General features: G+C 44.2%; 22 protein-coding genes and 1 riboswitch. Of the genes, 17 read left to right on the top strand and 5 right to left on the bottom strand.

The genetic code is table 11. The features are described from left to right. The 13 genes from Ga0451573_RS16390 to Ga0451573_RS16330 all read left to right on the top strand — a co-directional run. Positions 1–259: prenyltransferase/squalene oxidase repeat-containing protein (locus Ga0451573_RS16390; RefSeq protein ID WP_231685237.1), on the top strand; the 259-nt coding region annotated here is incomplete at its 5' end. 195 nt (positions 260–454) lie between these two features. Continuing rightward, on the top strand, positions 455–832 hold the full coding sequence (locus Ga0451573_RS16385) for a hypothetical protein (RefSeq protein WP_231685236.1): 378 nt from the start codon (positions 455–457) through the stop codon (positions 830–832). Positions 833–1,004: 172 nt separating this feature from the next. Continuing rightward, positions 1,005–1,469 carry a hypothetical protein gene (locus tag Ga0451573_RS16380; RefSeq protein WP_231685235.1) on the top strand — a complete coding sequence of 155 codons (465 nt, stop codon included), beginning with the start codon at positions 1,005–1,007 and terminating at the stop codon, positions 1,467–1,469. 151 nt (positions 1,470–1,620) lie between these two features. Beyond that, positions 1,621–2,238 carry a molybdenum cofactor guanylyltransferase gene (gene mobA, locus Ga0451573_RS16375; RefSeq protein ID WP_231685234.1) on the top strand — a complete coding sequence of 206 codons (618 nt, stop codon included), beginning with the start codon at positions 1,621–1,623 and terminating at the stop codon, positions 2,236–2,238. Continuing rightward, positions 2,238–3,023, top strand: a complete 786-nt coding sequence (fdhD, locus tag Ga0451573_RS16370) for a formate dehydrogenase accessory sulfurtransferase FdhD (protein WP_231685233.1) — start codon at positions 2,238–2,240, stop codon at positions 3,021–3,023. Before mobA ends, fdhD begins: the two co-directional genes overlap by 1 nt. 138 nt (positions 3,024–3,161) lie before the next feature. After that, complete coding sequence (mobB, locus tag Ga0451573_RS16365; RefSeq protein WP_231685232.1) at positions 3,162–3,662, top strand: molybdopterin-guanine dinucleotide biosynthesis protein B; 501 nt, start codon at positions 3,162–3,164, stop codon at positions 3,660–3,662. A 63-nt stretch (positions 3,663–3,725) separates the two neighbouring features. Continuing rightward, a complete protein-coding gene (locus tag Ga0451573_RS16360; protein ID WP_231685231.1) occupies positions 3,726–4,256 on the top strand; it encodes a cytochrome c3 family protein in 531 nt (176 codons plus the stop codon). Between the two features lie 69 nt (positions 4,257–4,325). Next, complete coding sequence (locus tag Ga0451573_RS16355) at positions 4,326–5,006, top strand: Crp/Fnr family transcriptional regulator (protein WP_231685230.1); 681 nt, start codon at positions 4,326–4,328, stop codon at positions 5,004–5,006. 103 nt (positions 5,007–5,109) lie between these two features. Beyond that, entirely contained in the window at positions 5,110–6,033 is a 924-nt protein-coding gene (locus Ga0451573_RS16350; RefSeq protein ID WP_231685229.1) for an AAA family ATPase, read from the top strand. A 4-nt stretch (positions 6,034–6,037) separates the two neighbouring features. Further along, complete coding sequence (locus Ga0451573_RS16345) at positions 6,038–7,417, top strand: vWA domain-containing protein (protein WP_231685228.1); 1,380 nt, start codon at positions 6,038–6,040, stop codon at positions 7,415–7,417. A 56-nt stretch (positions 7,418–7,473) separates the two neighbouring features. Beyond that, the gene (bshB1, locus tag Ga0451573_RS16340; RefSeq protein ID WP_231685227.1) at positions 7,474–8,193 is read left to right on the top strand and encodes a bacillithiol biosynthesis deacetylase BshB1; all 720 of its coding nucleotides are present in this window, start codon (positions 7,474–7,476) and stop codon (positions 8,191–8,193) included. 1 nt (position 8,194) lies between these two features. Beyond that, complete coding sequence (gene bshA, locus Ga0451573_RS16335) at positions 8,195–9,325, top strand: N-acetyl-alpha-D-glucosaminyl L-malate synthase BshA (RefSeq protein ID WP_231685226.1); 1,131 nt, start codon at positions 8,195–8,197, stop codon at positions 9,323–9,325. Positions 9,326–9,525: 200 nt separating this feature from the next. Next, the gene (locus tag Ga0451573_RS16330; protein ID WP_231685225.1) at positions 9,526–9,936 is read left to right on the top strand and encodes a Fur family transcriptional regulator; all 411 of its coding nucleotides are present in this window, start codon (positions 9,526–9,528) and stop codon (positions 9,934–9,936) included. Positions 9,937–10,018: 82 nt separating this feature from the next. On the opposite strand, the gene Ga0451573_RS16325 is transcribed toward Ga0451573_RS16330, so the two are convergent. Next, positions 10,019–10,702, bottom strand: coding sequence for a metal-dependent hydrolase (locus Ga0451573_RS16325; protein ID WP_231685224.1), 684 nt, complete (start codon positions 10,700–10,702; stop codon positions 10,019–10,021). A 97-nt stretch (positions 10,703–10,799) separates the two neighbouring features. On the opposite strand from Ga0451573_RS16325, the gene Ga0451573_RS16320 reads away from it, so the two are divergent. Further along, positions 10,800–11,810 (top strand): mismatch-specific DNA-glycosylase, encoded by a 1,011-nt coding sequence (locus Ga0451573_RS16320; RefSeq protein ID WP_231685223.1) that lies wholly within the window; start codon positions 10,800–10,802, stop codon positions 11,808–11,810. Between the two features lie 19 nt (positions 11,811–11,829). Here Ga0451573_RS16320 and Ga0451573_RS16315 read toward each other — a convergent pair whose 3' ends face one another. Next, the gene (locus Ga0451573_RS16315) at positions 11,830–12,147 is read right to left on the bottom strand and encodes a MoaD/ThiS family protein (RefSeq protein WP_231685222.1); all 318 of its coding nucleotides are present in this window, start codon (positions 12,145–12,147) and stop codon (positions 11,830–11,832) included. Positions 12,148–12,372: 225 nt separating this feature from the next. Between Ga0451573_RS16315 and Ga0451573_RS16310 the strand changes: the two genes are divergently transcribed. Beyond that, positions 12,373–13,590 carry an EAL and HDOD domain-containing protein gene (locus Ga0451573_RS16310; RefSeq protein ID WP_231685221.1) on the top strand — a complete coding sequence of 406 codons (1,218 nt, stop codon included), beginning with the start codon at positions 12,373–12,375 and terminating at the stop codon, positions 13,588–13,590. Positions 13,591–13,616: 26 nt separating this feature from the next. Then, the gene (locus Ga0451573_RS16305) at positions 13,617–14,135 is read left to right on the top strand and encodes a DUF2726 domain-containing protein (RefSeq protein ID WP_231685220.1); all 519 of its coding nucleotides are present in this window, start codon (positions 13,617–13,619) and stop codon (positions 14,133–14,135) included. 12 nt (positions 14,136–14,147) lie between these two features. On the opposite strand, the gene Ga0451573_RS16300 is transcribed toward Ga0451573_RS16305, so the two are convergent. After that, complete coding sequence (locus tag Ga0451573_RS16300; RefSeq protein ID WP_231685219.1) at positions 14,148–14,363, bottom strand: hypothetical protein; 216 nt, start codon at positions 14,361–14,363, stop codon at positions 14,148–14,150. Positions 14,364–14,546: 183 nt separating this feature from the next. Continuing rightward, a riboswitch (cyclic di-GMP riboswitch) is annotated at positions 14,547–14,633 on the top strand. Between the two features lie 146 nt (positions 14,634–14,779). Here Ga0451573_RS16300 and Ga0451573_RS16295 point away from each other — a divergent pair. Next, positions 14,780–15,193, top strand: coding sequence for a hypothetical protein (locus Ga0451573_RS16295; RefSeq protein WP_231685218.1), 414 nt, complete (start codon positions 14,780–14,782; stop codon positions 15,191–15,193). Here the strand turns inward: Ga0451573_RS16295 and Ga0451573_RS16290 are convergent. Together Ga0451573_RS16290 and Ga0451573_RS16285 are read right to left on the bottom strand one after the other, a co-directional pair. Further along, on the bottom strand, positions 15,166–15,483 hold the full coding sequence (locus tag Ga0451573_RS16290; RefSeq protein ID WP_231685217.1) for a hypothetical protein: 318 nt from the start codon (positions 15,481–15,483) through the stop codon (positions 15,166–15,168). The genes Ga0451573_RS16295 and Ga0451573_RS16290 overlap by 28 nt on opposite strands. Positions 15,484–15,636: 153 nt before the next feature. Beyond that, the gene (locus Ga0451573_RS16285) at positions 15,637–15,852 is read right to left on the bottom strand and encodes a hypothetical protein (RefSeq protein ID WP_231685216.1); all 216 of its coding nucleotides are present in this window, start codon (positions 15,850–15,852) and stop codon (positions 15,637–15,639) included. Positions 15,853–15,884 lie beyond the last annotated feature (32 nt).

Here is a 15,884-nt window from a genome sequence, read left to right as displayed (position 1 = left end):
TATTTTTCATGTCATTGCCTCCCCACAGCTATATTTTATCCTAACTAAGCTGTGTCCGGCAAATCGAGTATGGGTCAGCATACACTCTCTAAAAAGCCAACCGCATAAAAAAGATAAACTAATTAGTTGGATTTATAAGTGTGAAAACTATTATGGTGGATTCCAAATGAACATTGGTAGATCTGAAGAAAATGATTCAGATCCACTCTTTTCAACTTACTGTGCATTATTTATGCTTAGTAAGCTATCTGGTGAATAAGTATATAGGTTGGTATTCTTAAGAAAGGTGTTTTGCTATTCAAAAGAACATTTAAATATGAGAAATAATGATCTGATGTTATATCAACCATCGCTGGTTACCCTTAGTATTAGTGTGACAAGAAAGAATGATATAAGCCGCAAACCAGTTTTCATTATTATTTGTGCAAACGTGAGCGGTAGAATGGAGGTTAAGATGAGCAGTTGTAGATTAATAGGAAAAATTTATTTAACCCTTTTAATTATTAGTATGCTTTTTTTAGTAGGGTGTTCATCTGATTTGCCACCGTGGTCAATGCACGGAGAAGAAACTATTGACAATGGATATCTGGACTGCAGCTATTTAATTCGGTATCAGGGTAACAATACTGCTAATGATGTTACCGTTAAAGTGCAATCTTTAAATCAAGAGATTTCTCAAACTTATAGGTTTGTATATTCCGGAAAAGTAATTAATCCCCGATTCAAACTTCCATTAAATAATGATATAAATGCCAGTAATATTAAAGTGAAAATTTTTCTGGATTGGACTGATACAAGCGGCGAGCATAGTACCGATCTAACGGCACCATAGTAAATTAACAGCTTAGTGCGCTAGAATAACAAGATAGGGAAGAGAGGGTATAACATTTCTGAATCATTTTAATTGGGGAACATATCACTTTGAAAATCATTTAGGCTGGTGTTATACCGTGAAAAATTTTTTGTTTTATTTTTCAATTTTTTTGGTTGCTTTTGTAGGATGTTTGCTGATCAATACCAGAGAAAACAGTCCTGTTTTGTCGGCATGCATATCAAGTTATAAGACTGATACATTAATTCATACTTCAGTCGGGGAAACGTTCTACTGTTATGTACTGCTAGTAAATAACACCCAGCGTGATATTGAAATACTTGATATTAAGCCTAAAGACTTTTCAGATATTAAGATTGCCAGAATTGGGGCTATCGAATCCAAAGTTTTTCCACCGGATATAGACATGAATGCAGCTCCGGAAGAACAGAATTTTATAGTGGTAAGTGTTGCCGGAAATATAGAACCAAATGAAGATACGGAAGACAAAATCAGAATTCCAACAGGGCGGGTTATTTTTTTAGAATGTGTGAGCACAAGCCAAGATGTAGTAAATCCCCGTAAATTTGTGATTAAATACAAAGACAGGTCAGTTCCCAGAACAATTGAAATTGACAGCAATATTTCCGGTTTATAAAAAACTGCTGCTCCTGCATCCTAATAAGTGTGGGAGCATTCATTTCTTAATTATATTTTAAATTTTGGCAGAAAACTAGTATAATAGATAAAGTAGACTGTTGACGAAACAATTATTATGGTAGCGAAATATACCAGGAAGAGAGGATTTTATGCTGGAAGCGGCTGCAGTAGTGCTGGCAGGAGGGAAAAGCACCCGGATGGGCAGGGACAAGGCTCTGGTACGGGTAACCGAAAACCGGATGCTTGAGGGAGCGGTCAAGGCGCTGGCTCCTGAATTCCCGGAAATTATCATATCAGCAAACGGCAGTTATCACAATATTCCCGGGACCAGGGTTATTCCCGATACCATACCCGGGCGGGGGCCGCTTGGCGGAATATATTCGTGTCTCGCGGAATCGGGGCATCTGGTAAATTTTGTGGCAGCCTGTGATATGCCTTTTATCGATGCCAGGCTGGCAGCGTACCTGGTTAGCCTGATACCCGGCAATGATGCGGTGATACCACGTATTGGGGAGTATTACCAGCCGTTATTTGCCGTATATACAAAAAAATGCCTTCCAGCCATTGAAACAAGCCTCAAAGGCGGCAGGAACAAAATAATTTCATTCTATCCCAACGTTAGAGCCCGGTTCGTCAGCCCGGATGAAATCCGGCAATTCGGTGATCCGGACAGGATATTTTTTAATGTGAATACTCCCGGCGATTTGGACAGGGCACAGAAAATGGCCTTGCAGGTTCCGCAAATAAAGGTTCCGGAGGAAGCCTGATGAATAATACATACAAAACGGTCCGTGCCTGGCGGATAAAGGAAGGCACACGGGAAGAGGTTGCTGACCCTGTAACTGTTGAAAGCCCGCTGACATTATATTTCAATGACAGTGAGATAGTAACCCTGCTGTGTACGATGGAGTATCCAGATGAGCTGGCTGTTGGTTTTCTCTGTTCCGAGGGATTCCTAAAGAGCCGCGATGACATTAAGAGTGTGGCTGTGGATTCAGAAGCGGCCGCTGTCCGGGTGACCTCGCGAAAATCAGCTATGATTGCGGAACAGACTTTTTTAAAGCGTTATATCACAACAGGGTGTGGCAAGGGAACGAGCTTTTATCACCTCTCAGATGCTGTTTTAAGGCCTATTGACACAGAGTTCCGAATCGGTTCCGGACAACTGCTGGACCTGATGACAGAAGCCCAGAGAATGTCCGAACTCTTTAAAACAACCGGGGGTGTCCATAGTTCTGCGGTTTGTTCTGAGGGGAAGATATTATACTTCAGGGAAGATGTGGGCAGGCACAACTCTGTTGACAAGCTGATTGGGCGGTGTTTTCTTGAAGGGATTGATATGGGTGACAAGGTCCTCCTGACCACAGGGAGGATATCATCAGAAATACTGATCAAGGCAGCCAAAATGGGTGTTCCTGTGCTGGCATCCCGTTCTGCTCCTACAGAACTGGCGGTCAGGCATGCCCAGGAACTGGGGGTAACTATAGCCGGCTTTGTGCGGAACAAGAGAATGAACATCTATACGTATCCCGAAAGGATTACGATTATTTAGGGAAATTAAGATTTATCCGATAGATAAGCGGCGCTAAGCTCCTGGATAACGATTTCTAAGCGTCAGATGGAGTCCAAACTCCACCTGACGATAAGAACTCTGTTGATGGGGAAGGAATTTAATTTAGGAGGAACTGCCTTGATACCGGTGATTTCAGTTGTCGGATATTCAAACTCAGGAAAAACGACCCTTGTGGTCAAGCTGATCAGAGAATTTAAGCAAAGGGGCTTCAGGATTGCAACTGTCAAACATCACCACAGGGATGTGGATATGGATGTCCCCGGCAAAGACACCTGGAAGCATGCCGAAGCAGGCGCCGACACTGTTGTCCTGGCCTGCCCGGGTAAGGTCGGTATAGTCGAGAAGAGCAGCCGGGAACTATCTCTGGACGAAATTGTGTCCCGGATTTCCGGGGTTGATTTGATTATCACTGAGGGATATAAAAAGGAGGACAAACCCAAAATAGAGGTTTTCCGGTCTGAGGTGCACACCGGACTCATCACCCCAATCGGGGAACTGCTTGCCATAGCCGCTGATACTGATTTTCCGGGTATGCCTGTTTTTGGCCTGGATGATGCCCGGGGGTTGGCGGATTTTCTGGTGGAAAAACTTTCTCTCACAGCTGGCGCTCATGTTTAATTATTAACCGCATAAATGCATAATACCGGGCGAACACTAAAAAAAAATGCCCGGAGGTTGCACATGAAATACAGCAGAAAAAAATACAGCAGAAAATACAAGGGTTATGTTTTGTCGGTCGGACCGCTGATAGCCATTATCGCAGCAGGAGCGTTTCTTACCACCGGAATGATAAAATACACCTCACAGTCGGAATTCTGTATCAACTGCCATGAGATGAATCCTACCTACCAAACCTGGCAGTCATCAAGCCATAAAAATGTAGAATGTATCAAGTGCCATTCCGACCCTGGCACTGCAGGTCTGGTAAAAACCAAGACCAATGCCATTAAGGAGGTATATCTTCATGTCACGGGGAATTATAAAACTCCGATCACAATTTCTACAGATAATGCTGCTTTTACCAACAGGTGCCTGGAGTGTCACCAGGGAATAAAGGGTAAGGGGGCAGCACATAATAACAAGCATTTTGAGGCAGACATAGCCTGTACAGACTGTCACCAGGGCATGGTTCATGATGAAAAGACAAACAAGCAGACACCGACACGGGAGATATGTATCAAGTGTCATGGACGAGAGATGGGTGACAGTTAATCATAAGCGTTATCCTGCAGTGTTGAGCTTGCGGGGGGTATGGCGTGCAGAGCCTGCCGGGGAGGGAATATGAACGACTACAGTCAATTTCTGGGCAAAATACCTTTGTTCAGGGACCTTTCAAGTGAGGAACTGAAGGAAATCAGCAGACTGGCAAAGGTCAGGAACTACAAGAAAAACATGTTAATATTCCTGGAAGGGGAGCCGGGAGAGGCTTTATTTTTTGTTATTTCCGGGAAGGTAAAAATTTCCATGATGACCGAAGACGGCAGGGAACAGATCTTACACATACTGCAGCACGGAGACGTGTTTGCAGAGGTCGTCCTGATTGACCGGGGGCCATATCCTGCCAGCGCCGAGGTCATTGAAACCGGGCAGATAGGAATGCTGATGAATGATGACCTGGAAAACTACCTCAGGACAAACCCGGACCTCGCCCTGAAAGTACTCAGGTTAATGAGCAAACGGCTGAGATTGGCCCAGATACAGGTAAGGGACCTGGCCTTGAAAGATACCTATGGCAGGCTGGCCAGCATGCTCCTGATGCTTGCCAAAGACCACGGCGAAGACGGGCCGTCCGGAATCACCATTGACCTGCCCCTTGGCCGTCAGGAACTGGCTAATCTTATCGGGACAACGCGCGAAACGGTTACCCGGATCTTGGGTGATTTCAAGAAGAACAAGTGCATTGAACTGGATAAACAGGCTATAACAATTATAGATGAAGCAAAGCTGAAGACTTGGCTGTAACAAACATATTGTGCAGCAGCCGCCAAATTGTGATATGCATCATTGTTATAAGCAAGTGTAACATGATATTATTTCCATGAGAAATCTGACCGCTTCGGGAGGTATGGCTGTGGAATTATCTATAGAACAACTCAGGCAATCTTTTGAACAGCAGGGCTATATTGCTGATCAGGAGACAATAATCACTGTATACTTGGCTTTAAAACTGAAAAAACCCCTTTTGGTGGAAGGACCTCCGGGGGTAGGTAAGACCGAAATTGCGAAAGTTCTCGCAACTGTTTTTGATGCTGAACTGATTAGGCTCCAGTGCTATGAAGGCCTTGACGAGAATAAGGCCCTATATGAATGGAATTACCAGAAGCAGCTTATCAGGATACAGCTCAGCCAGGTTAACCGTGATGCCCAGTGCGCTAATGCAGAAGACGGCCTTTTTTCCGAGGAGTATCTTCTGGAAAGGCCGCTTCTGAAAGCAATCAGGGCAGAAAAGAGGCCGGTACTGCTGATAGATGAGGTTGACAAGGTCGACCAGGAATTTGAGGCCTTCCTTTTTGAGGTTCTTTCTGACTTCCAGGTATCAATACCCGAATGGGGGACATTAAATGCCCGGCAGATCCCCATTGTGGTACTTACCAGTAATGCGGAACGGGAAATATCGGACGGGCTGAAGCGCCGCTGTGTCTATCTTTATCTGGATTTCCCATCACCCGAAAAGGAACTCCGCATAATAAATGCCAAGGTTCCCGGGATTGGTCAGAGGCTTTCCATGGAGATTGCCAAAGGGGTAAACCTTATCAGGGAAAAGCTGCTGCTCAGAAAAAAACCGTCTATTGCGGAAACCCTGGATTGGGCCAGAGCGGTTGTAGCTCTTGATGCTGACAGGCTGACACCTGATATGGTTAATTTTACCCTAAACGTGGTCCTGAAAAACAAGGATGATATCGATACCTTCAGGCAGGAACTGGGGACACAGGGTTTAGTCAATTATTTAAACGGAAACGGCAAACCAGGTAATGGAGGAAAGGGGTAGCCTGATGGAGAGTAGTACCCCATTATATGATACATTTGAAATCAATTTTACCAGGTTTATTCATATACTCCGCCACCTTGGGCTCAGAATAAGTTCGGCTGAGGCTGTTGATGCCATTAATGCCCTGACAGAGGTGGATATCCTTGACCGCAGCCAGGTAAGGACTGCCCTTATGGCCACCCTGGCCAAGTCTTCCGAGGACAGGGTAATCCTGGACCAGGCGTTCCGGTCATTTTTCATCACTCCTGAAGAGCGGTCTGACAGGACTGCCAGGAACCAGGAGATCCAGGAACAGGAAGCTCAGGAAATCAGAGCTGTCGAAGATGAATTGAAATACGAGGTGGAGGACCCCGAGGGGAATGACAGCAGGGAAGTAATGGTTCCGCTGACTGAAGAGGAAAAGGGAATATATGCAAAACTGCCGGAACAGAACAGAAACAAGCTGCGGGATTACCTGCAGAAGCAGTTTCAGAGCAATCCGGTGAATAACCCGGAACAGCTAATTGCAAACATGGTTAGGAGTTCGCTCAATTATTGGCGGCACTACCTCAAGCTTCAGGGTGATGGACCGCCTGAAGTAGAGTATACGGGAGAAGCAGAAATTGATGAAGTGCTCCGGGAGGTAGTAGAGAATATTCGGGATGAAGAACATTTGATGTACCAGGATATTCAGAAATTAACCGAAACAGATATGCCTGCTGCCACAGTACTGATAAATAAGCTTTCCCGCCGACTGGCGACAAGGATTGCCAGGCGTTACCACAGAAGCAATAAAAGGCAGCAACTTGACCTGAGGAGGACAATCAGGCATAATATCCGCTATGGCGGGACAATGTTCCGGCTTAAGTACAGGAGCAGGAGAGTTCAAAAACCCAAAATACTGTTAATATGTGATGTTTCCGGATCTATGGCCAAATATGCAGGGTTTGTGCTGCAGTTTATGTTTGGCCTCTCCACTGCTGTGGAGGAAATTGAAAGTTTTATTTTTTCTGAGGATGTTGAAAATATCACCGGGAAATTTGAACAGAAGAGGCCTTTTGCAGAAATGATGTCAGAAATAATTAACCTTAGTGAAAGTTGGGGAAAAGGGACAGATTTCGAAAAAGCGCTTACGGTAATATCCGAAAAACATGGTGAGATACTGCATAAGCAGACCTTTGTGATAGTGGTAAGTGATACCAAGACTTTAAATGCTGAAAAAGCGGCATACCGGCTGAGTGTCCTGAAGAAAAAGGTAAAGGATATTGTCTGGCTGAACACCCTCCCCCGCAGAATGTGGCCGGATACCCCGAGTGTTTCTGTTTTCGGGCGGTACTGTCGTATGTTTGAATGCAATACCCTGGCACATCTGGACAAAATAATGAGAACACAAATGCTTAAATGAGAATAAGTGTATAGTTGCTCAAGTGAGCTCGGATTTTTACAGCAGGAGGCATGATTATGGAAACAACACGGGAAAATGTTGATATAATTGCTTTTGGGGCTCATCCCGATGATGTTGAGATTGGGGCCGGAGGCCTCCTGGCAAAAGAAGCAGCGCTGGGTTACCGGGTAGGCATAGCAGACCTGACCAGAGGGGAAATGGGCACAAGAGGGACTCCTGATGTGAGGCTGGAGGAGGCCCGGAAGGCAGCGGAAATACTGGGTGCGGTATGGAGGATAAACCTGGGAATGCCTGATGGGAGTGTTACCGCAGATCATGAAAATGTCATGAAGGTTGCCAGGGTTATCAGGACTTACAGACCAAAGGTTATTATTGCGCCTTATTGGGATGACCGTCATCCCGACCATGTAAATACAAGCCGCCTGGTTACAGAAGCACACTTCAAGGCCGGACTGAGGAAACTGGAACCGGAACTGGAGGCTTTCAGGCCAAACATAATACTTTATTATTTTCTGAACAGAATGGAGGGCTTCTCCTTTATTGTTGATATCTCCGAACATTATCCCAGAAAACAGGAAGCTGTCAATGCACATTATTCACAGTTCGGTGATGCCGGATTGAAGCCGCTGGCAGTGCTGGGAGTTAAGGCGCCTCTTCAGTTTATCGAAAGCAGGGACAGATTTCAGGGTTCACAGATAGGGGCCGCATACGGAGAGGCCTTTCTTGTCCGGACCCCGGTTCCGGTGGCAGACCCGTTAGAAGTTTGGGGGAGATAAAATGCGGATAGGAATCGTATGTTATCCTACATATGGGGGCAGCGGGGTAGTGGCCACCGAGTTGGGGAAGGCGCTTGCCCAGAAGGGCCATGAAATTCACTTCATATCCTATGACCGTCCTTTCAGGCTGGACATGTTCCATCAGAATATTTTCTATCATGAGGTAGAGGTCCTCGACTATCCTCTTTTTAAATTTCCGCCATATATGATTGCCTTAGCCAGCAAAATCGGTGAGGCCGCCAGGTGGGCTAACCTTGATGTGGTCCATGTCCATTATGCCATCCCCCATGCGGTCAGCGCCCTGTTGGCGAGAAAGCTGGTTACAGATAAGTATCTGCCAGTTGTAACAACACTGCATGGCACCGATATTACAGTCGTGGGGCATGAACCCCAGTTTTTTGATATCACCAGGATGAGTATTGAGGAAAGTGATGCCGTTACTGCGGTGTCCTCTTCCCTAAGAACTGAGACAATAGACCTATTTAAGATTTCAAAAGAAATTGAGGTTATCTACAACTTTATCGATCCGGAAGAATACAAAAGGGCTGCTGTACCAAGACTGAAACAGAAGTATTCCGGTGCAGGAGAAAAAGTTCTTATTCATATATCCAATTTTAGACCGGTTAAGAGACTTAAAGATGTCATTAATGTATTTGACCATATTAACAGAAAAATACCCAGCAGGCTGCTGATGGTCGGAGACGGTCCAGAAGCGCAGGCTGTCCATCAGCAGGTGGCGGCCCTTAGACTCAACGACAGGGTTCATTTCCTGGGAAAACAACAGCGGGTCGTAGAACTGTTGTCGATATCCGATATCTGCCTGCTGCCTTCGGAAAAAGAGAGCTTTGGCCTGGCAGCTCTTGAAGCCATGGCCTGCGGGGTGCCGGTTATTGCTTCTATGGCGGGGGGACTGCCGGAAGTAATTAAAGAGGGTGTTACCGGATTTATGCTTCCGGTGGGTGAGGCCGAACTTATGGCTGTGAAAGCAGTTGAACTCCTTGGCAGTGCGACCAGGTGGGGTGAAATGTCTGAAAACGCCCAAAAACATGCCCGGGAGGCTTTCCGGATGGAAACAATTATTCAGCAGTACGAAAAAGTCTATGAAAGGGTTTCGGCTAAATTTTCGCCATAAATATACATTTAATAAAACAATCGCCATAAACATATAAATTAGCCAAAAAAACAGGGGAGAACAGGTTGACTGATTTACCAAAAAAAGTTATACTAATATCGAGTTATATAAGCAGAGTTATTGCTACAGTTATTGCTATTTAAATTTTTAGAAAATTCCGAAAACAATGAATATGGTAACATTAGGAGGGAGAGAAGAAAGTGAGCAAAGCAACGAGGATGACTAAGCAGAAAAAGGTAATTTTGGACATTCTGCGAAACGCCGACTGCCATCCGTCAGCCGACTGGGTTTATGAACAGGCCAGAAAATTAGTTCCTGATATCAGTCTGGGAACGGTATACCGTAATTTGAATGTGCTCAGGGACTCGGGACATATTCTGGAATTAAACTATGGCAGTACATACAGTCGTTACGACGGTCATGCGGAAAATCACTACCACTTTTACTGTGAAAAGTGCCATCAGCTTTTTAATGTTAAAATTCCTGTTTATGAGGGACTTGATAAGCTAGTTAGAGAAACAACCGGTTTTGATGTGAAAAACCATCGGATGGAATTTTATGGTCTGTGTAATGATTGCAAGGCTTTGTTATCTTCATCTTCTTCGATGTAAATATGTATCAGAGCAAATAAATAATAAAGCCAGGAGTATAGTACCATTACTCTTGGCTTATCTTTTTTTCTTGAATATTTGATTAATACCGTAACGAATCCCCTGGATGCAGAATTGTAACAGGTACTTTGGTTTCCAGATCAACCGCAGCTTTAAATTTTTCAGGGTCCTGAGAGATTATATCCCAGGTATTATAATGGGCCGGGATGACCTGTTTTGGCTGCAAAAGTTTAACCGCTTCCAGGGCATCTTCAGGACCCATCGTGTAATTGTCTCCAATCGGCAGTATTGCGAGGTCGATGGGATGCAGCCTTCCGATTAGTTCCATATCCCCAAAAAGGCCGGTGTCTCCTGAATAATAAATCGTCCTGCCTTCAATGAAAATTAGGAAACCACAGGGCTGACCAAGGTATTCAATAGGATTGACGCCTATTGAGCTGCCATGAAGGGCGAGGGTCATTTTTATGGTGAACTCTCCAAAGTTGTATTTGCCTCCGATATACATAGCATGAGTTTTGGCCCCCCTTTGTTCACAATAACGGGCCACCTCGGTGATCGTAACAACAGTGGCATCATTATTCCGGGCGATTTCTACAGCATCGCCCAGATGGTCGCTGTGCCCGTGGGTTACCAGGACCCAGTCTGTCCTGATATCATCAGGCTTTGCGGAAGCCTGGGGATTGTCTCTCAGGTAGGGGTCAATAATCATAGCTGTTTTTTCTGTCTTCAGCATAAAACAGGCATGCCCCAGGAATTCTATAATCATTTTTCTCAGCCTCCATTTGCATAGATTTTCCTTAAGAGTATCAGTAATTGCATGGGTTAGCAAGTTTATTGTTGCCGACTGTGGGGCAGGATAGAACATGAAATTATATTTTGCGCGGATACGGGAGCGGATACCAGTGTTGCCTGATGTCCTTAAAGACAACATGAAGATATTATTTTGTGCCAATGTTATGGGTGAAACAATCTCAACAGACGACAACTATTTCAGTGGTCCGGGGAATAAGTTCTGGGACATTCTGCACCGGACCTGCCTGACCCCATTCAGGATAGATCCGGGGTGTTACAGGGATGTAAGTTTGTACGGGATAGGGCTTACAGATTACAATTTTAACCGTGATGAACTCATAAATAAAATAAAAAAATATAACCCGCAAATACTATGTTTTAACGGAAAAAAGGCTGCTAAGAGTTTTTGCGGAAAACGTGATATTGATTACGGCTTTCAAACCATAACTGTTGGGACCACAAGGATTTTTGTCGCCCCTTCTACTTCTGCCAATGCCCATAAGTACTGGGATGAGAAATGGTGGCAGTTGCTTGCTGACAGTGTGGGTTCCTGTTTTTCCAGGGTCAGTGTGAACAACTATTTTGAGCCTGATGAGATATGCAAATTAATGGAGAATATCGATTTTGTCACAGGAGTCGTGACCAGGACCACTGAAAAAGATTTTATCAGGGCAGTAAGTGATATTGAACTTCATTCCAATATTCCTTTACACATTAAGAATATATTTGAAATTGCCAAGGCTCTGTTTGCTTATGGATACCTATATTACCCATTCTGCACTGTTGCTGTGGAACAAGCCTTAAAGAGCCTGGAGGCGTTAATATCGGAAAAGTATGAGGTTTTCGGGGGGGCGCGGGTAAAAAGAAAAGGCAGTTATCCGGTGTTAAGAGATAAAATTAATTATCTCTATTCGAAGGGATTGGTATCCGGGCAGCAGAGAGAAATACTGCATGATTTCCGTCATCTGCGCAATCTGACATTTCACCCGAAATACCAGCAGATTCTTGGGCATTATGACGGCACACTTCGCGTACTTGCCCATTTAATGAATGAAATTTGGCTGGCCGAGGTTAAAGAGTAACGGCGCTGTCTGGAGCACTTTAATTATTGGGCAGCTTTTTTATGCCCAGGAGCACCCTGTAAGGTCCGGGAGTCCCGGGCGGGATAAAGGCTACCCGGTCCCCTGGTTTTACCACTCCTTCCTCAGGCTGATAGGCTTTTCCGTTGATAAAGACAGCTTCAATCATTTCAGCCGGAAGCTCCAGGGTTTGGGCCAGTTCCTTTGCAGAGCATTCTTTGTCAAGTTTAAGGTAATGGGGGAAGGACCAACCGCGTTCATCAAAAAATTTTTTCAGGAAATTAAAGGCGCGGATTTCAACAGTTTGATTTTGTGGAGAGTCCAGCTCATTTGTTTTCATTTTAGCAATCCTCCAAAAAAAATTATTATGTGGAATCATAGTTTAGATTTGTGGATAACTATACCTAAAGTTATCATATCAGGAAAAACTGATTTTAACAAGAATGTGGTACTGCCGGGAAATAAATTGTTAACAGTTGTAGTAACTTAACAGAGAAGGAAAATTGTAGTCTGATGTAGAATTAAATAAGAATATGGCAAGAAAAGCATCCAGGAGGGGAAAACTATGGATGTATTCGTAGCCCGGCAGCCGATATTTAATAGGCAGCAGCAGGTATTTGCCTATGAACTTCTATATCGCATGGGAACAGACAACTTTTATAACGATCCCGATGGAGACCATGCGACCTCAGAGGTTATCGCCAACAGTTTCCTGCTTTTTGGGTTGGAGTCACTTACAGGTGGTAAGAGGGCATTTATCAATTTTACCGAGAACCTGCTGAAAAATGAGGTCGCCGCGAATCTGCCCAACAACCTGATAGCTGTTGAGATTTTGGAACACGTCAGGAGAAACAAAGAGATTGTGGCGGCATGCAAAAGGCTTAAAGAACTGGGATACATGCTGGTTCTGGACGATTTTGTGTGTGATTCCATTTATGAACCACTTATGGATATTGTGGATATTATTAAGATTGATTTTCTGGGGACCCCGCCTCAGGAACGGAAGAACCTGATACGTAAGTGCGGGGACAGAAAGGTGGAATTTCTGGCGGAAAAAGTTGAAACCATCAGGGATTTTGAACAGGCTTTGGAAATTGGATTTACATATTTTCAGGGGTACTTTTTCAGCAAACCGGTAATCATATCCGGGAAGGATATCCCAGCCAACAAGATGAACTATCTTCAACTGCTGCAGGAGATTAACAGGCCGGACCTGGATTTTGACAGAATAGACAATATTATGAGACGTGACGTTTCCTTGTCCTATAAGCTGCTCAGGTACATTAATTCAGCCGCCTTTGGTTTCAGAAGTAAAATAACTTCGATTAAGCATGCTCTGGTGATGCTTGGGATACGGGAAATTAAAAAATGGCTGTCATTAATTGCATTAAAAGGCATGGTCGAAGATAAACCTAATGAAATACTGACCAGTTCAATTATCAGGGCTCGGTTTGGCGAATTGATCGGACAGAAATGCGGTTTAGCGGACCGGAGTTCGGATATGTTTCTGGTTGGCATGTTCTCCATGATTGATGCCCTTATTGGCAGGCCGATGGCAAAAATTTTAGCTGAACTTCCGGTCTCTGACGATATTAAAAAAGCCTTGTTGGGTGAACAGCATCGCTACAGGGAGATTTTTGAACTGACTGTATCATATGAAAAGGGTGACTGGGAGAGGTTTTCTTATTTTGCATCCCGGATAGACCTGGATGAAAAAGAGATCCCCCGATTTTATATGATGTCTCTGGAATGGGCTAATGGTTTTAATCAAATAGGAATTTAAATTTTATTATTATTAGGAGGGACTGTATGGCAGGGTATGTTTTACTGCTGGTGGTACTGGCAGCAACAGTTTATCTGGTCAAAATTAATAACCGGGCGAATACTATAGCCCAGGAAGGGAATACAGATGAAGATGTTTATGAAATACGTGACAGCCTGTTAAGTGATGTGGAAAGGGATGCTTACATTAAACTAAAGAACATATCAGCCAGGTATCAATGCACTGTATTTCCCCGGGTCGGGCTTCCCAGTCTGGTGGAGATACCAAGGGGTACCGATAACTGGTTGAGCTTCTGGAACCGGATTAATTACAGGTATGTCGACTTCGCAGTCTGTAAGGCAGACAGCTTGGAGCCGCTGGCAGTAATTCAGCTGGATGATTCCGCTCAAAAGGATGCCAAAATTGAAAAAGATGATTTTGTTGAAAAGGTGCTGAAGCAGGTCGGACTGATCGTCCTCAGTATTGACGTTTCCGGATTAGGGGAAGACGAATTAGCTGCTAAATTAGAACCGCTGCTAAATTCTAAGGGAAAAGAGGGGGGTTGAACCCCCTCTTCTTTATTTTCCTGTAAGCATATGAATCTTTGATTTCTCCTTAAATATGTCATGAACTGCCTGGGCGATCATATACCCTACACTTACTGCGCCAATTATTGCATCAGCTGCTGCATTTACGTCCAGATTAAGGTTTTTACCGAAGAATGTATGCAATGTTAGTACTATCAAGGTAAGCAGGGCAACAATGAATTTCTTATAGCCATCGATTTTATTCATATTATTAGCCCCCTTTCAGCCCTTCACTCAACACATTATATTCGCGGCAGTATTCACTTGTTACTTGCTGCATTTTAACCCCTAAAAACCGCATTTTAACCCCTGAAAACCGTATTTTGAGCCGTTTGGCAGGAAAATGAGAATTAATGTTGAAATGAGAATTAAGGAGAAATAAGAAACAAGTTAATATTTTGGCAAACCCAGCGAAAGCCGGGGACGCAAAGCCATGGGTCTAAGGTGATTTTTCACTAGGACTGCCAGGTTGCCGCTCAAGCGAATTACCCCTTTATTCATGGCGAAAAAAGGGGTTGTTATTTTCTTATAGCGGCTCACCGACTTAAAATAGTACGCATTAGCGTAATAAAGATATGGTGAAGTGCTATGCTGACTTAAAGTTAACATAGGGAGGGATATGTATGCATTTTTCGGTAGGAATCTGGGATACCCTGTTTGGGGAAAGGATTCAGCTTGAGATTCCCGACAGTTGTGGGAATACGGTAAGGCGGTCGGTGACAAAAAAGTGGTTTGAGTTGATGAAAAACCAGGAAAGTATACTCAGTCTCTATAAACAGGTCCTCCGTGTTCATATGCTTGATGTTGTTAAGGGATACCGGGTCCTGTACTGGGTTGTCGGTGAAAACATTGATGAAGCAACAGCCAGGATGTTTATGAATCAGGATACGGGGGATATTTATGCAATATATTATTATGAACAGGATGAACCCAAAACTGAAGTGCTAACCAGAAAACGCTGGGATATAGCATACAATAAGATCTATGGGGAATCAGCCGAGGTAGAAAATCAGGTTATCTCGCCTTCCACCTCATAATTAATATAATGGCTCACCGTAAACCTGTTTGCCAGGATATAACTCCTGTTGATCAGAGGTACTTCCCCCACAACCCGGCCATCTTCAGCAAGCACCGGGTATATTGAGAGTTCAATGGGCTTTTTAACTGGTCTGGGGGGCCGGCCTGTTGACATCAGGTGATTGAATAGCCTGATATAACGGTCATCAACAAGGCGGCCGTGACCAAGAAGTTCTCCTTCAGGTGAAATAACCGGATACAATTTTGAGTTCTCCCATTTCAAACAGTTTTTTTTCTGAACAGATGACATGTGATAGCCCCCCAAGGTTTCTATAATCTATCTGTTCGTCAGGCTGGCAATATTTCCTTTACATTGACTGAAAAACAAGAAAACTGACTCCGAAAAAGTTATCTTCGGTGTCAATTTTCTTGTTCAAAGGGGGCACACCCCCGATAACCCGGATTACGGGCTTATTTTTATTGTTTTTCCCTGCCTTCCCTCCAGTTCCCGAGCCTTTTCAGCCGCTTCCATAGGAAGTTTTCCCATTACCACGTGTTCTGCCGCATTATCGAATCTCATCACAATCTTGTCCCCTGGTTCCAGGGCGAGCCTGTCCCTTACTGCCGGCGGAATGTCAATACTGTTATCCTGGTTCACTTGCACAATGTATTCTGGCATCTTCAATCCTCCTCTAAGTTTTCTTTAGAAAT

Source organism: Phosphitispora fastidiosa (genome assembly GCF_019008365.1).
Classification (GTDB): Bacteria; Bacillota; Thermincolia; order Thermincolales; family UBA2595; genus Phosphitispora; species Phosphitispora fastidiosa.
The sequence above is the reverse complement of the archived record's forward strand: the minus strand, read 5'-3'. Positions and strand labels throughout refer to the sequence as shown.

Excerpts from the sequence above, each read along its gene's own strand:
- Ga0451573_RS16385 (WP_231685236.1), top strand. The coding sequence starts at position 455 with ATGAGCAGTTGTAGATTAATAGGAAAAATTTATTTAACCCTTTTAATT.
- mobA (WP_231685234.1), top strand. The coding sequence starts at position 1,621 with ATGCTGGAAGCGGCTGCAGTAGTGCTGGCAGGAGGGAAAAGCACCCGG.
- fdhD (WP_231685233.1), top strand. The coding sequence starts at position 2,238 with ATGAATAATACATACAAAACGGTCCGTGCCTGGCGGATAAAGGAAGGC.
- Ga0451573_RS16360 (WP_231685231.1), top strand. The coding sequence starts at position 3,726 with ATGAAATACAGCAGAAAAAAATACAGCAGAAAATACAAGGGTTATGTT.
- Ga0451573_RS16355 (WP_231685230.1), top strand. The coding sequence starts at position 4,326 with ATGAACGACTACAGTCAATTTCTGGGCAAAATACCTTTGTTCAGGGAC.
- Ga0451573_RS16350 (WP_231685229.1), top strand. The coding sequence starts at position 5,110 with ATGGCTGTGGAATTATCTATAGAACAACTCAGGCAATCTTTTGAACAG.
- Ga0451573_RS16345 (WP_231685228.1), top strand. The coding sequence starts at position 6,038 with ATGGAGAGTAGTACCCCATTATATGATACATTTGAAATCAATTTTACC.
- bshB1 (WP_231685227.1), top strand. The coding sequence starts at position 7,474 with ATGGAAACAACACGGGAAAATGTTGATATAATTGCTTTTGGGGCTCAT.
- bshA (WP_231685226.1), top strand. The coding sequence starts at position 8,195 with ATGCGGATAGGAATCGTATGTTATCCTACATATGGGGGCAGCGGGGTA.
- Ga0451573_RS16325 (WP_231685224.1), bottom strand. The coding sequence starts at position 10,702 with ATGATTATAGAATTCCTGGGGCATGCCTGTTTTATGCTGAAGACAGAA.
- Ga0451573_RS16320 (WP_231685223.1), top strand. The coding sequence starts at position 10,800 with ATGAAATTATATTTTGCGCGGATACGGGAGCGGATACCAGTGTTGCCT.
- Ga0451573_RS16315 (WP_231685222.1), bottom strand. The coding sequence starts at position 12,147 with ATGAAAACAAATGAGCTGGACTCTCCACAAAATCAAACTGTTGAAATC.
- Ga0451573_RS16310 (WP_231685221.1), top strand. The coding sequence starts at position 12,373 with ATGGATGTATTCGTAGCCCGGCAGCCGATATTTAATAGGCAGCAGCAG.
- Ga0451573_RS16305 (WP_231685220.1), top strand. The coding sequence starts at position 13,617 with ATGGCAGGGTATGTTTTACTGCTGGTGGTACTGGCAGCAACAGTTTAT.
- Ga0451573_RS16300 (WP_231685219.1), bottom strand. The coding sequence starts at position 14,363 with ATGAATAAAATCGATGGCTATAAGAAATTCATTGTTGCCCTGCTTACC.
- Ga0451573_RS16295 (WP_231685218.1), top strand. The coding sequence starts at position 14,780 with ATGCATTTTTCGGTAGGAATCTGGGATACCCTGTTTGGGGAAAGGATT.
- Ga0451573_RS16290 (WP_231685217.1), bottom strand. The coding sequence starts at position 15,483 with ATGTCATCTGTTCAGAAAAAAAACTGTTTGAAATGGGAGAACTCAAAA.
- Ga0451573_RS16285 (WP_231685216.1), bottom strand. The coding sequence starts at position 15,852 with ATGCCAGAATACATTGTGCAAGTGAACCAGGATAACAGTATTGACATT.